The 12,928-nt window shown below is 46.1% G+C and carries 9 protein-coding genes; 8 read left to right on the top strand and 1 reads right to left on the bottom strand.

All coding sequences use genetic code 11. The features are described from left to right. The first annotated feature begins 13 nt into the window (after positions 1-13). Positions 14-442 (top strand): hypothetical protein, encoded by a 429-nt coding sequence (locus tag FTV88_RS13295; protein WP_153726063.1) that lies wholly within the window; start codon positions 14-16, stop codon positions 440-442. A gap of 100 nt (positions 443-542) precedes the next feature. On the opposite strand, the gene FTV88_RS13290 is transcribed toward FTV88_RS13295, so the two are convergent. Then, a complete protein-coding gene (locus FTV88_RS13290; protein ID WP_153726062.1) occupies positions 543-716 on the bottom strand; it encodes a hypothetical protein in 174 nt (57 codons plus the stop codon). A gap of 77 nt (positions 717-793) precedes the next feature. Between FTV88_RS13290 and pcrA the strand changes: the two genes are divergently transcribed. From pcrA to gatB, 7 genes are all read left to right on the top strand, one after another. Next, the gene (gene pcrA / locus FTV88_RS13285) at positions 794-3,031 is read left to right on the top strand and encodes a DNA helicase PcrA (RefSeq protein ID WP_438266899.1); all 2,238 of its coding nucleotides are present in this window, start codon (positions 794-796) and stop codon (positions 3,029-3,031) included. A 33-nt stretch (positions 3,032-3,064) separates the two neighbouring features. Further along, positions 3,065-5,095: an NAD-dependent DNA ligase LigA gene (gene ligA / locus FTV88_RS13280; RefSeq protein WP_153726061.1), complete on the top strand. Its 2,031-nt coding sequence runs from the start codon at positions 3,065-3,067 to the stop codon at positions 5,093-5,095. Positions 5,096-5,108: 13 nt separating this feature from the next. Beyond that, positions 5,109-6,818 carry an adenine deaminase gene (ade, locus tag FTV88_RS13275; RefSeq protein WP_162008057.1) on the top strand — a complete coding sequence of 570 codons (1,710 nt, stop codon included), beginning with the start codon at positions 5,109-5,111 and terminating at the stop codon, positions 6,816-6,818. A 119-nt stretch (positions 6,819-6,937) separates the two neighbouring features. Next, positions 6,938-9,157, top strand: a complete 2,220-nt coding sequence (locus FTV88_RS13270; protein ID WP_153726059.1) for a hypothetical protein — start codon at positions 6,938-6,940, stop codon at positions 9,155-9,157. Between the two features lie 198 nt (positions 9,158-9,355). After that, positions 9,356-9,640, top strand: a complete 285-nt coding sequence (gene gatC / locus FTV88_RS13265) for an Asp-tRNA(Asn)/Glu-tRNA(Gln) amidotransferase subunit GatC (protein ID WP_153726058.1) — start codon at positions 9,356-9,358, stop codon at positions 9,638-9,640. Positions 9,641-9,750: 110 nt separating this feature from the next. Further along, positions 9,751-11,226 carry an Asp-tRNA(Asn)/Glu-tRNA(Gln) amidotransferase subunit GatA gene (gatA, locus tag FTV88_RS13260; protein ID WP_207707879.1) on the top strand — a complete coding sequence of 492 codons (1,476 nt, stop codon included), beginning with the start codon at positions 9,751-9,753 and terminating at the stop codon, positions 11,224-11,226. After that, positions 11,223-12,722 (top strand): Asp-tRNA(Asn)/Glu-tRNA(Gln) amidotransferase subunit GatB, encoded by a 1,500-nt coding sequence (gene gatB / locus FTV88_RS13255; RefSeq protein ID WP_153726056.1) that lies wholly within the window; start codon positions 11,223-11,225, stop codon positions 12,720-12,722. The genes gatA and gatB overlap by 4 nt, the downstream gene beginning before the upstream one ends. Positions 12,723-12,928: the final 206 nt, after the last annotated feature.

The following is a 12,928-nucleotide window of genomic DNA, read 5'->3' as shown; positions in this document are numbered from 1 at the left end:
TGGAGGTGATGTTATGACCACATCGGACAAAAAAGAAGATAGAATCTATCCATTGCCTCGACGGGAAGATCAAAGAGATGTAGGTCCCGAGCAAGTCGATCCAATCACGACTGGCGTTGTTGATGAAGGAAACTTTGGCCTTGGTGTTGGTGTTCCTGATATGGATGAAAGAGATCGCTTTACAGACCCTGTCGATGATTATCAAAAAGAAGGCCATCACAATCTTGAGCAAAGAGAAACCAACCGTCCTCATGATGCAGACACAAGAATTACCGAAGCTTCTATGGCTGAAGTAAATGAAAGAGCTACGAAAGATTTGGATCTGGAATTTTTCCGACGGGCGCGGAATAATTTCGAAGAATTGCCTTTGCAAAAAGCGGATCTGCAAACTTTTAATGGAACTGTTAAAGATTTTGCAGAAGAGGAAGAAGAGCTTAAGTAGGTATCGATTATCGATAGTTTTCGAATCTTGAAAGAGCAAGAGCAGGTCCGGATATTTTTCCGGATCTGCTCTTTTTATCGGTCTTTTGCTTTTTGCCGCTTTAGCGCCCGTGAAGAATTTGGCGACAGCGGCTGAGTCGTTGACGGTAATACTTTACCACTTCAAAGTTGGGATCGGCTTTGCCCATCTCATCGCTTAATAGGCGCTGATAGCTTTTCATGCTATTCATGGCCTGGATCTTTTCAAAAGCCGAGTAAACAGGATTGTATCTCATGGAAGCTCATCCCTTCATCATATTTTATGGTACAATAGATAAGATGTTGACCTAGTAAGAAAAGGAGGACAGGATCGTTGTCCAATATTGATCTAAACACACTAAATCCTGTACAACGGGAGGCGGTCCTGCATCGTGAGGGCCCTCTTTTGATCTTAGCGGGAGCTGGTTCTGGAAAGACGCGGGTCTTAACCTATCGAATTGCGCAGCGGATTCATGAGGGTGTAAGCCCCTTTCAGATTCTAGCCATTACTTTTACCAATAAAGCCGCCGGAGAGATGAAAGAACGATTGCAGCAGCTAATTGGCACAGAGGCTTCTAACCTTTGGGTCTCTACCTTTCATTCAGCTTCCGTACGGATCTTGCGTAGTCACGGTGAAAAGATCGGATATGACCGCAATTTTGTCATTTATGACAGTGACGATCAACTTAAGTTGATAAAAGAATGTTTGAAAGAACTTCAAATTGACGATAAACGATGTAATCCACAGGCTGTACGCGGTGCCATTGGCACAGCGAAAAACCAATTGATGGATCCACAGACTTTTGAGCGAAAAGCTTACGACTATTTTGCCCAGACCGTGGCGAAAGTTTATCATCTCTATGACCGGAAATTGAAGAACAACATGGCACTTGATTTTGATGATCTACTCTTCCAAACGGTGCGGCTTTTCCGGCAAGAAGAGGCTGTTCTCAATTACTACCAAGATCGGTTTCGTTATATTCATATTGATGAATATCAGGATACGAACCATGCGCAATATGTTTGGGTGAAAATGCTCGCCGAGAAATATCGCAATCTTTGTGTTGTCGGCGATGATGATCAGAGTGTCTACGGGTGGCGTGGTGCCGATATCCAGAATATTTTAGACTTTGAGCGCGATTATCCAGAAGCGACAGTCTTAAAGCTAGAACAAAACTATCGCTCCACAAGCACCATATTAGATGCAGCCAACGCTGTCGTTTGTTGTAATCGGGAACGGAAAAAGAAGCAGCTCTGGACAGATAAAAAAGGCGGAGACCTGATCTGTTACTTTGAAGGCCGCAATGAGCACGACGAAAGCCGTTTTGTCGTACGAACGATTGAAGAACTGGTTCAGAAGGAGCAAAGAAAGTATAGCGACTTTGCCATTTTATACCGCACCAATGCCCAATCACGGGTTCTAGAAGAACAAATGCTCTATGCAGCCATGCCCTATCGCATTCTTGGGGGGCTGCGCTTTTACGATCGCAAAGAAATTAAAGATATTATCGCTTATCTGCGCTTTATCACCAACCCTGCTGATGAAGTAAGCATGAAACGTATTATTAACGTTCCCAAAAGAGGCATTGGTGATGCATCGGTGGCTCGTTTGCTTGACTACGGCCAGAGCCAAGGTTGGACATTACATAGAACCTTAGAAAAAGTTAAAGAAATTCCAGGCATGACCCGTGCTGCGAAATCGATACAAGCCTTTTACGAGATGATTGAGTCCTTGCGAGCCCAAAGTCCCAAGCTTTTGGTGACGCAAATCGTAGAAGAATTGCTGGATCAGACAGGCTATGTCCGAGAGCTCGAAAGCGAGCGCACAGAAGAAGCCAAAAGCCGCGTTGAGAACATCAAGGAATTTCTTTCTGTTACCCAAGAGTTTGATCGCTATGCAGAAGAAAAAAGCTTAGAAGAATTTCTTGCTTCTGTATCTCTTCTTTCTGACACGGACCAGTACAAGGAAGAAGAAGATGCCATCGTTATGATGACCATGCACTCTTCCAAGGGTCTAGAGTTTCCTGTGGTTTTCGTAACGGGTATGGAAGAAGGTGTCTTTCCACACAACCGGGCTTTGCTCGAAGAAAAGCAAATGGAAGAAGAGCGGCGCCTTTGCTACGTGGCTATCACACGAGCCGAAGAAAAGCTCTACCTGACAAGTGCATGGGAGCGAACAATTTTTGGCAATACTGTCCATAATAAGAAATCTCGCTTTTTAGAAGAAATTCCTGAAGAACTGTTACAAGAAGAAAGCTTGCCAGGCAAGCGCCAAGGTCTCAATGGTTCCATGGGATCGACCCTCTTTCGCCCGGGCCAAAATGGGTATGCAAGTGGTAGCAACAACTCTTTTACGGCTTCGAGTACCTTGGGAGCGTCAAAAGGTGCTTCTTCTACTTCTTCCCAAGAAGGCAGCTTTTCTCTGGGAGACAAAGTCATGCATGGAAAATTTGGCGAAGGCCTTGTTGTGGCAGCCTCTGGCAGTGGTGATAACGAAGAAGTATCTGTTGCCTTTGCCGATCAAGGCATTAAAAAGTTTCTGTTAAAGTTTGCACCTTTAAAGAAAATATAAGGTAGAATCATCAAAAAAAGTGGTGATTTTTTCATGATAGAATCGCTTCCAAAAATAGCAAGCCTTACCCAAGAAGAAGCAAGACAAAAAATAGAAGCATTGGTTCAGGAAATTGAAGAACATAATTACCGCTACTATGTTCTCGACAACCCAACCATTGACGATGCTGCCTATGACCAATTGCTTCGAGAGCTACAAGAATTAGAAAAGCACTATCCCGATCTAATAGAACCTCACTCGCCGACGCAACGAGTGGGCGGAAAAGCTTTAGAAGCTTTTGGCACCGTAAAACATCGACACCCCTTATTGTCACTGGCCAACGCCTTTACAGCCCAGGACTTACGGGACTTTGACCGGCGGGTCCGAGAAAGAGCGAGCCAGCCTATCACCTATGTAGTAGAGCCCAAAATTGACGGCTTAACGGTGGTGCTCCACTATCAAAAAGGCCTTTTCGTCGGAGGCGCAACGCGTGGTGATGGCGAGACGGGAGAAGATATTACAGAAAATCTTAAGACCCTTCGTACGCTACCACTGCGTTTGCGTGAGCAATGGCCTGCTTTGGAAGTGCGAGGCGAAGCCTTTATCTCCAAAGAGGACTTTGCCCAGCTCAACAGAGAACGAGAAGAAAAAGAAGAACCTCTTTTTGCCAATCCTCGTAACGCTGCTGCCGGTTCCTTACGACAGCTCGATCCGAAAGTAACGGCCCAAAGGCCTCTGCGCGTCTATCTTTATACTATCTTACATGTAGAAGGCCCAACGGTGAAAGAACATAAAGAGGCTCTCAAACTTTTAGAAAAAGCAGGACTTCCCGTTAACCAAGAGCAGAAGCATTGCAAGACCATTGAAGAAGCCATTGCGTACTGTGAAAGCTGGATTGAGAAGCGCCATCAACTTCCCTACGAAATCGATGGCATGGTTGTAAAAGTAAATGAAGTAGAAGAATATGAGAAGCTCGGCGTAACAGCCAAAAGCCCCCGCTATGCCATTGCCTTTAAGTTCCCGGCAGAGCAAGTCGTAACTCGAATTCGCAACATCGTCATCGGCGTAGGAAGAACGGGCGTCTTAACACCAACGGCAGAGCTAGAACCTGTCCGCGTTGCCGGTACTACGGTCAGCCGCGCGAGCTTGCACAATGAAGACTTAATCCGAGAGAAAGACATTCGCATTGGCGACTATGTGCTCTTACAAAAAGCAGGCGACATTATTCCAGAAGTGCTTTCTGTACTGAAAGAAAAAAGAAAGGGCGATGAAAAGCCCTTTGCCATGCCAGAGCGATGCCCCGAATGTGGAGAGCCCGTAAGTCGCCTAGACGGAGAAGTCGCTTTGCGTTGCACCTCATCAGCTTGTCCGGCCCAAGCGATTGAAGGCCTCATTCACTTTGCTTCTCGCGATGCCATGAACATGGAAGGGGTAGGCCCAGCTTTGCTTGAGCAATTCTGGAAAGCCGGCCTCGTCAAGCAACCTACTGATCTCTATCGTCTTAAAACTTCTGAGCTTCGTAATTTAGAGCGATTCGGAGAAAAGTCAGCGACAAAAACGGTAAAAGCGATAGAAGAAAGCAAATCAAGAGGTTTGCCAGCCCTTCTTTTTGCATTAGGCATTCGCCATGTAGGACAGAAAGCAGCCAAAACATTGGCCCAGCATTTCGGTTCTATCGATGGCCTGATGAAGGCTACAGAAGAAGAACTACAAAGTATAGAAGAAATCGGACCCAAGATGGCCCAGTCGATTCGCTCTTACTTTTCCAATCAGGCGAATCAACAGTTGATTGAAGAATTGAAAGAGCTAGGCTTGCGCTTAGAAATGAATCAAGAAGAGAAAAGGGCAGAACAAAGTTTACAAGGCCTTACCTTTGTCTTAACAGGAACATTAGAAACGCTTAGTCGCAAAGAAGCGCAGACTCTCTTAGAAGAGCGTGGCGCCAAAGTCTCGTCATCGGTAAGCAAAAAAACCAGCTTTGTCGTCGCCGGCGCAGAAGCAGGATCAAAGTTAGAAAAGGCACAAGCTTTGCAAGTGCCTGTGCTCACAGAAAAAGAGTTCCTTCAACGAATTGGTCTTTCCTAGAAGGAGGAGTCTTGTGGTAGAGGGAGAAAATAAAAGGGATATCTTACTTCGTAGTGGAAATATCATCAATGTCTTTACGCTAACAGTCGAAGAAAGGGACATACACATCTCCGATGGGAAAATCAAAAGGCTCTATTCAAGACAAGAAGAAATAGAAGTCAAAGAAGTAGAAGTCATTGATATAGAAGGCCACTACGTAGCACCGGGCTTAATTGATGGACATATACATCTAGAGAGTACCATGGTTACGCCCCAGGCACTGGCTGAAGAGATGGTGCCTCGCGGTACAACGGCGCTGATCGCCGATCCTCATGAAATCGCCAATGTCCTAGGTTTACCTGGGATTGTAGGACTGGCCGAGATGACAAAGTCCCTACCTTTAGATATTTTTTTTATGATACCTTCCTCTGTCCCCGCTACTCCGTTAGAAACAGCAGGTGCTCAATTGGATGCGAAAGAGATTGGCTGGCTCCTTGATCATTTGCCACAAGCCATAGGCCTTGCTGAAGTCATGAATTATCCTGCTGTTATAGCAGGCGAAGAAGCCATGTTGGCTAAGATAGAAGAAGCAAGGAAGAGGAAAAAGCCTGTCGATGGCCATGCCCCTGGCTTAGTCGGCTCTTCCTTGCAAGAATATATTGCAGCCGGCATCAGTTCTGATCATGAATGCGTTGATGTCAATGAAGGTTGGGAGAAGCTACAACGGGGGATGCACCTGTTGATTCGCGAAGGATCAGCGGCGAAAAACCTGGCTCATCTTGCCCCCCTTCTTACATCAAAGACTGTTGAAAGGATCTCTTTTTGCTCTGACGATCGTCATCCCGAAGATCTTTTACAAGAAGGCCATCTTGATCACCTCTTACGTCAAGCCCTAGAAGAGGGCCTCGATCCATTGTTGGCCATCAAAGCCTGCACCTGGACGACAGCGCGCCACTATGGCCTTCTGAACCGAGGCGCCATTGCGCCAGGCTATCAAGCCGATCTGGTTGTTTTTAACGATTTAAAAAGCTTTTCATCCAAAATGGTCCTCCATCGAGGAGAAGTCGTCGCCAGAGAAGGCATATTATTATCTTCTATAGAAAAAAAGCCTTCTATAGAAAGAAGTGGCGACCCACTCTTTACACAATCTGTCCATCTACCAGATATTCAAGGCAAGCTCCTCCCACAGCTTACGCCAGGGCGAGACATAAGAGTGATTGGCATTGAGAGAAACCAAATCGTAACGACCCATGAAAGGGCCCCTTCGGATGAGATAGGACCAGAAAAAGACTTGCTTCATCTAGCCGTTATTGAACGTCATGGCAAAAAGGGATCAATCGGACAGGCCATTGTCCGTGGCTTTGGAATCAAGAAAGGCGCTGTTGCTTCCACGGTAGCTCATGATTCTCATAACTTAATTGTTCTAGGAACAAATGATCATGATATGGAAAAAGCATGTCGCGCTGTGGCTGACTTAGGTGGTGGTATGGCTGTAGTAGTGGAAGGCCATGTTAAAGCTTCTGTACCTCTACCGATTGCTGGACTGATGTCGCCCGCTTCTGTTAGAGAAGTAGCCGCGCAGTTACAAAAGCTCCATCAAGTTCTTCATACCTTGGGTTGTTCTTTAGAAGCGCCTATGATGACGCTTTCTTTCTTAGCGTTGCCTGTGATTCCAGAACTGAAAGTAACCGATCAGGGTCTTGTAGACGTTAAGACCTTTCAAACTGTACCATTAGAGTTATAAACCCAAGAAGGCACCCAAAAATTATAAGATAGAAGAAAGGCAGGCCGCTTGTGAAGGTAATACCGATATCTCGATTTAAAACTCTAGCGGCCCCTTATCGGCTTCAAGGGGTCATCTCCATGATGATGCTATGGGAGCACCGACGAAGAGGCGCAAAGGGTATCTATGTCCACTATGTGATTGCCAATCCAGCAGAATCACAAGTGGAGTGGCTCGATGGCATTCCTTTCGGTCAAGGCGACAGTTTGCTCCAAAGTTTAGCAGAAGAACATGTTATACCCTTGACCTATCAGGAAGCCTACCATGTCTTTGAAGAAATGCGTTTGCAACTGGCCAAAGCACGTGTTGAACTCACCGATGAAGTTCAAAATCACTGGGCCACTGTCGATAGACCGGAAGCGATGACAGATACGCATTGGCATAGCCTGATTCTGCGACTGATGGGTCGGACCCTCGATGCCAAAGAAACAGTACACGCCTATTTTCAAGGCTGGGCCATTGATGATTGGTCCCTCGTTTATCACCTTATGCCAGCACAAATGCGAACAAAACATCGCAATCATCTCACCTATGCACGACAAATGTCGAAAAAGCATGGCGGTGAAAGTTTGCTACGTGGCATTGTGGTAGAAGAGAAAAAGAGTAAAAACAGTAAAGAACAGCAAGATCCCAAGAAGCGCCACTTTATTGCACAAGTGCTCGTCGGCAAGGACAACCAATTGCTCCAACAACGGATGCACTTTTACGTAGAACTACAAGACGAACAATGGGTTATCCAACGAACAAGACGAGAAAGCGCCAAAGAGATACCGCCAGGCAGTGAGCCCTTTTTTCAAGGACTCTGGTACTGGAGGTCTTTTGCTGTTCCTAATGCAGAACATGTTCTCGACTTGCTACGTCAAAAAGAAGGCTGTCATGTAGATGAAAACGACGAAGGCTTGGCCATCGTCTATGTCAGCCATATGAATGATGCGATTGAACTAGGCGTCGATGTATCACGAGATGCCAGAGGCCAGATCTGGATTGGACGACGAGAAATTGTCTTAGGTGCTGTGAGTGAAGACCGGCTGGCATCTTTATTACAAGAGTTACGTCGCGAAAAAATCCTGGGGAAACAAAGTGGCAAAGGTCCTTTTCAATTGCCAGAAGCAGCCAACTATCTCTACCGAGAAGGACACTTCGATAGCTTTGAAGAGTTCACCAAAGCTTGGGAAGAAGAATATCGTCGAGCCGGGGAATTAGAAGGTACCATGATCACTTTTGAAGCTTCTCAACTGGGCACTTTGCTTACCCAGTTTATTGAGTGGCGCTTTGCTGATCAATGGAAGCAATCGTGGAAACGTTTTAGTCGTCTCAGCGGTGAAGAAAACAAAAGCATGGAAGAACATTCTCAGGGTGCTCTTTTTTGGGAATGGTTTGTTTTTGATCAGACCATTGATAATCAAAGAACCCTTGACTTTTTTATCGATGAAGTAGGCTTTCATTTACCCAAAGGGATGATAGAAAAGCTAGAGCAATGGCAAGAAAGCGTCCCAGGCTTCTATGTGATTACTTCTGTCGAAGAGAAAGCTTTTTGGGCTGAAGATATGTTTCGCAAGAAAAGCTACTACATTGAAGACAACGATTGCAAGATAGGAGAAGCTCCTTATGAAGAAGGCTACATCATTTTCTCGCGACTGATCCCGCGAGAGAAGAAATGGCACTACGGCGGTGTAGCTCACTTTTTCCCACGCTGGTATCGACAGAGCATTGAAAAATTCATGGAAAGTATTGGCCTTTGGAATTCTTCTCGTTTTCGAGAAGAACAGTGGCAACCCCGCTCCTGGTCCATTCTTATGTTTTTAGTAGAGCTTTGTAAAAAGCCAATTATTCCGAAGCTTTTTACCATGGAAGGGCACTTAGCAGGTATGTCGCGAGCAGTCTATCAAGTCAAAGACTATTCCGCTGTCAAGACAACGGTGGAAAAGCTTTCGGAGTTTATCTTCGTAGCTCGAGAACGTCAAAAAGGACAAGGCGAATACTTGCGCTATGACTGGATTGAAAGCGGTTTAACATCTCAAATGATGAGAGCCCTGTTAGAAGATCCTGCCTCAAAAGATCTGGAAGGCTTGTGCTTGAATGATATTTTTCAACCTGACGATGAGGGCAAGGAAGTTCGCCAGGTAGGCACCTTTATGCTTCACAAGCAGTACGCTGTGATCGATACTATCTCCATGGAGCGCTTAGATATCTTAAAGCACGTGCTAACAAAATACTGTGGTTTTTATCTCGTTCATGATGAGGACTTTTTCGAAGAAGCGGAAGTATTGGCGCAATCGTCGGCACAGGAAAAGCAGTAGGGGTACGGTCTTTCTTTTGCACAAAAGAAAAGATGGCAGACTAGACAGGCTTTAAGGAATTGGCTAGAATTGTTGAATAATGGAGATCCTATGGGGGTCAAGGCTCGCTATGTGCTAGAGGAAGACCTTATAGGTTGTGACTAAGAAATTGTGACCTTGTGACCTTATAGGAACTATATAAGGGTGGTGAATAGAGAGATGGCTTTGACGCGAGAAGAAGTTGAACATGTGGCGAAGTTGGCCCGCTTGGAGCTTTCGGAAGGGGAAGTGGAAAAGTATACGGTCCAGTTAAATGCCATTTTAGAATATGCCCGCAAACTCGATGATCTTGATACTTCCAATGTACCGCCAACAGCCCATGCCTTTCCTTTAGAAAATATCATGCGAGAAGATAAAGTAACAGCTTCCATGGAACAAGAGCGTGTGGTTGCCAATGCACCTGATGAAGAAGAAGGTTTCTTTAAAGTGCCAAGAATCGTGTAAGATTTTCTTTCTATGTAAGCACCAAGAATTGTGGAAGAACTACTTTTTTATGGAAAGACCTTAGAATGGCAGATAATTTTTACTAGATGGAGATGGAACGGAGGATCCTTGTGAAGCTTCATACCAAATGTGCCCATGAACTTCACGACCTTCTGGTGAGTAAAGAGATTAGCGCTACGGAACTTGTCAATGATGTAGCAGCTCGCTTAGAAGACGTGGAGCCAAAGGTGCTTGCTTTTGTTACGAAAACAATTGACGAAGCGAAAGCGGCTGCCGCTCGTGTTGATGATAAAATCGCATCCGGTGAAAAGATTGGACCCTTAGAAGGCATTCCCATGGCGATTAAGGACAATATGTGTACGGAAGGCGTTCCGACGACTTGTTCATCGAAAATGCTCCATAACTTTGTGCCGCCTTACGATGCCACGGTAGTGCGCAAGTTGAAAGAAGCCGGCTCTATTATGCTCGGCAAGGTGAACATGGATGAATTTGCCATGGGTTCATCTTGTGAGAACTCTTGGCAAGAAGGGACGCGCAACCCCTGGCGCCTAGAGCGTGTACCCGGCGGCTCATCCGGTGGCTCTGCCGCTTCTGTTTCAGCGGGACAAGCTGTATTTTCTCTGGGTTCTGATACAGGCGGCTCTATTCGACAGCCGGCCGCTTTTTGTGGTGTCGTTGGCTTAAAGCCTACTTATGGTTCTGTATCTCGCTATGGCTTGATTGCTTTTGCTTCATCACTCGATCAGATTGGCCCTTTTAGCCGCGATGTACGGGACTGTGCCTTGGTAATGAATGCCATTGCAGGGCACGATCCTTTTGACTCTACATCGGCACCGATTGAGCACCCTGATTACACGACCTTTCTTGATCAATCGATCAAAGGCTGGCGCATTGGTGTGCCGAAAGAATACTTTGGCGAAGGCATTGACGCAGACGTCTCTGAAACGATGCAAAAAGCCATGAAGACTTTAGAAAGTCTAGGCGCTGAACTGATTGAATGCTCTTTACCTCATACTGAATATGCCTTGCCTTGTTATTACATTATTGCACCGGCGGAAGCCTCTTCGAACTTAGCTCGCTATGACGGCGTCCGCTACGGATTCCGGGCTGAAGAAGCAGAAGACTTAATCTCCATGTTCAGCAAGACTCGCTCGGAAGGCTTTGGCGAAGAAGTGAAGCGCCGCATCATGTTGGGTACTTATGCTTTAAGCTCAGGGTATTATGATGCCTACTACTTAAAGGCGCTGAAAGTTCGTACCTTAATTAAGCAAGACTTTGACCGAGCTTTTGAGAAGTTCGATGTATTATTATCACCGACAACACCTTCTGTTGCTTTTAGTTGTGGCGACAGATTGAACAATCCTTTGCAAATGTATCAATCAGACATTTGTACTCTTTCTGTGAACCTAGCAGGCATTCCAGCCATTTCTATTAATGCCGGCTTTGCCGATGGACTGCCCATTGGAGTACAATTTATGGGCAAACCTTTTGAAGAAGGCCGCCTATTGCAAATCTCCCATGCTTTTGAGCAAGCGACAAGTTGTCACAGCCAGATGCCACCTTTGAAAGGAGGCTGTGCAGAATGAGAGACTTTGACTTTGAAATCGTCATGGGCTTAGAAGTACACGCAGAACTGCATACGAAAAGTAAAATCTTTTGCGGCTGTACGACTGAATTTGGCGGCGAGCAAAATACCCACGTCTGCCCTGTCTGCTTAGGCTTGCCTGGCGTACTACCTGTACTCAATGAAAAAGTCGTTGACTATGCCATGAAAGCGGGATTGGCGCTGCAATGTACAATCGCTTCTTTCTCCAAATTCGATCGGAAAAACTATTTCTATCCCGATCTCCCCAAAGCCTACCAGATATCACAATACGACTTGCCGATTGCAGAAGGCGGTTATATTGATATCGAAGTACAAGGCGAGAAAAAGCGCATCGGCATTACGCGCGTTCATATGGAAGAAGACGCCGGTAAGCTTGTTCACGGTGGCGGCTCCCTTGCGTATGCAGGTTACTCTCTAGCCGATTACAATCGTACAGGCGTGCCTTTGATTGAAATTGTTTCAGAACCAGATATTCGTTCTATTGAAGAAGCCATCGCTTACTTAGAACAGCTTAAAGCCATCTTAGAATATACAGAAGTCTCAGACTGCAAAATGGAACAAGGCAGCCTCCGCTGTGATGCCAACGTCTCTTTGCGCCCCTGGGGCCAAAAAGAATTGGGCACAAAAACAGAGCTCAAGAACATGAACTCTTTCAAAGCTTTGCAAAAAGCCCTGGAGTATGAGATCGAGCGGCAAGCGGAAATTTTGCGTGACGGTGGAAAAATCATTCAAGAGACGCGCATGTGGGATGAAAACAAAGGCGAAACCATCGCGCTGCGCAGCAAAGAAGAAGCCCACGATTACCGCTACTTCCCAGACCCCGACTTACCGCCGATTGTAATCTCTGAAGAGTGGGTAGAGCGAATTCGAAAGACGCTGCCAGAATTGCCACAAGCAAGACAAGTAAGATTGGTAGAAAGCTACGGCTTGCCTGCTTACGATGCTGCTGTTATTACAGGCTCTAAAGCCATGGCTGATTACTTTGATCAAGCTTGCACAGCCTACGGTATGACCCTACCAGCCGGTCAAAAAGTCGATCAAAAAGGCCAAGAGCGGGCCAAGCAAATCTCGAACTACATGATGGGCGAACTGTCCCGGCGCTTGAATGCTTCTGAAAAGGGCTTCCAAGATTGCCCCATTTCTCCGGAAAACCTCGTAGAATTGCTCACCTTGATCGAAGGTGGCACCATCTCTGGTAAAATTGCCAAAACCGTCTTTGACGAGATGTTCGAAAGCGGTAAAAAGCCCAAAACCATTGTGGAAGAAAAGGGCCTTGTGCAAATCTCTGATGAAGGCGCTCTTGCTTCTGTTGTGGCTGAAGTTGTGGCGGCCAATCCGCAAGTGGTTGCTGACTTTAAAGCCGGTAAGGATAAGGCTGTTGGGTTTTTCGTGGGTCAGGTTATGAAGGCGACGCGCGGTAAGGCCAATCCGGGGCTTGTGAATAGGCTCTTGATGGAAGAGTTGAAGAGGCAGTAGGGGCTTTTCTCCTGCGCTGTGCGTAAAAATAGTTACTTTGTGGTGGGGTCAGGCGTTATGAATTCCTTCCGAACGGACTCATCCCACGCTGTTACCGCCAGCAAGCTGGCGACAGCTGAGGTCTGAAGTCCTCCCTCCAGGAATTCATAACGCCTGCCCTAGGTACAGTTTGCTGGTTGTTACTGCGTTATCACAGTTTTAAAGCG

Origin of the sequence: Heliorestis convoluta (assembly GCF_009649955.1) — a bacterium.
Classification (GTDB): domain Bacteria; phylum Bacillota; class Desulfitobacteriia; order Heliobacteriales; family Heliobacteriaceae; genus Heliorestis; species Heliorestis convoluta.
This window is presented reverse-complemented; position numbering and strand designations above follow the sequence as displayed.

What these genes read in the sequence shown, in the direction of transcription:
- ligA (WP_153726061.1), top strand. Translation starts at nt 3,065, where the DNA reads ATGATAGAATCGCTTCCAAAAATAGCAAGCCTTACCCAAGAAGAAGCA.
- gatB (WP_153726056.1), top strand. Translation starts at nt 11,223, where the DNA reads ATGAGAGACTTTGACTTTGAAATCGTCATGGGCTTAGAAGTACACGCA.
- FTV88_RS13270 (WP_153726059.1), top strand. Translation starts at nt 6,938, where the DNA reads ATGATGATGCTATGGGAGCACCGACGAAGAGGCGCAAAGGGTATCTAT.
- FTV88_RS13290 (WP_153726062.1), bottom strand. Translation starts at nt 716, where the DNA reads ATGAGATACAATCCTGTTTACTCGGCTTTTGAAAAGATCCAGGCCATG.
- gatC (WP_153726058.1), top strand. Translation starts at nt 9,356, where the DNA reads ATGGCTTTGACGCGAGAAGAAGTTGAACATGTGGCGAAGTTGGCCCGC.
- FTV88_RS13295 (WP_153726063.1), top strand. Translation starts at nt 14, where the DNA reads ATGACCACATCGGACAAAAAAGAAGATAGAATCTATCCATTGCCTCGA.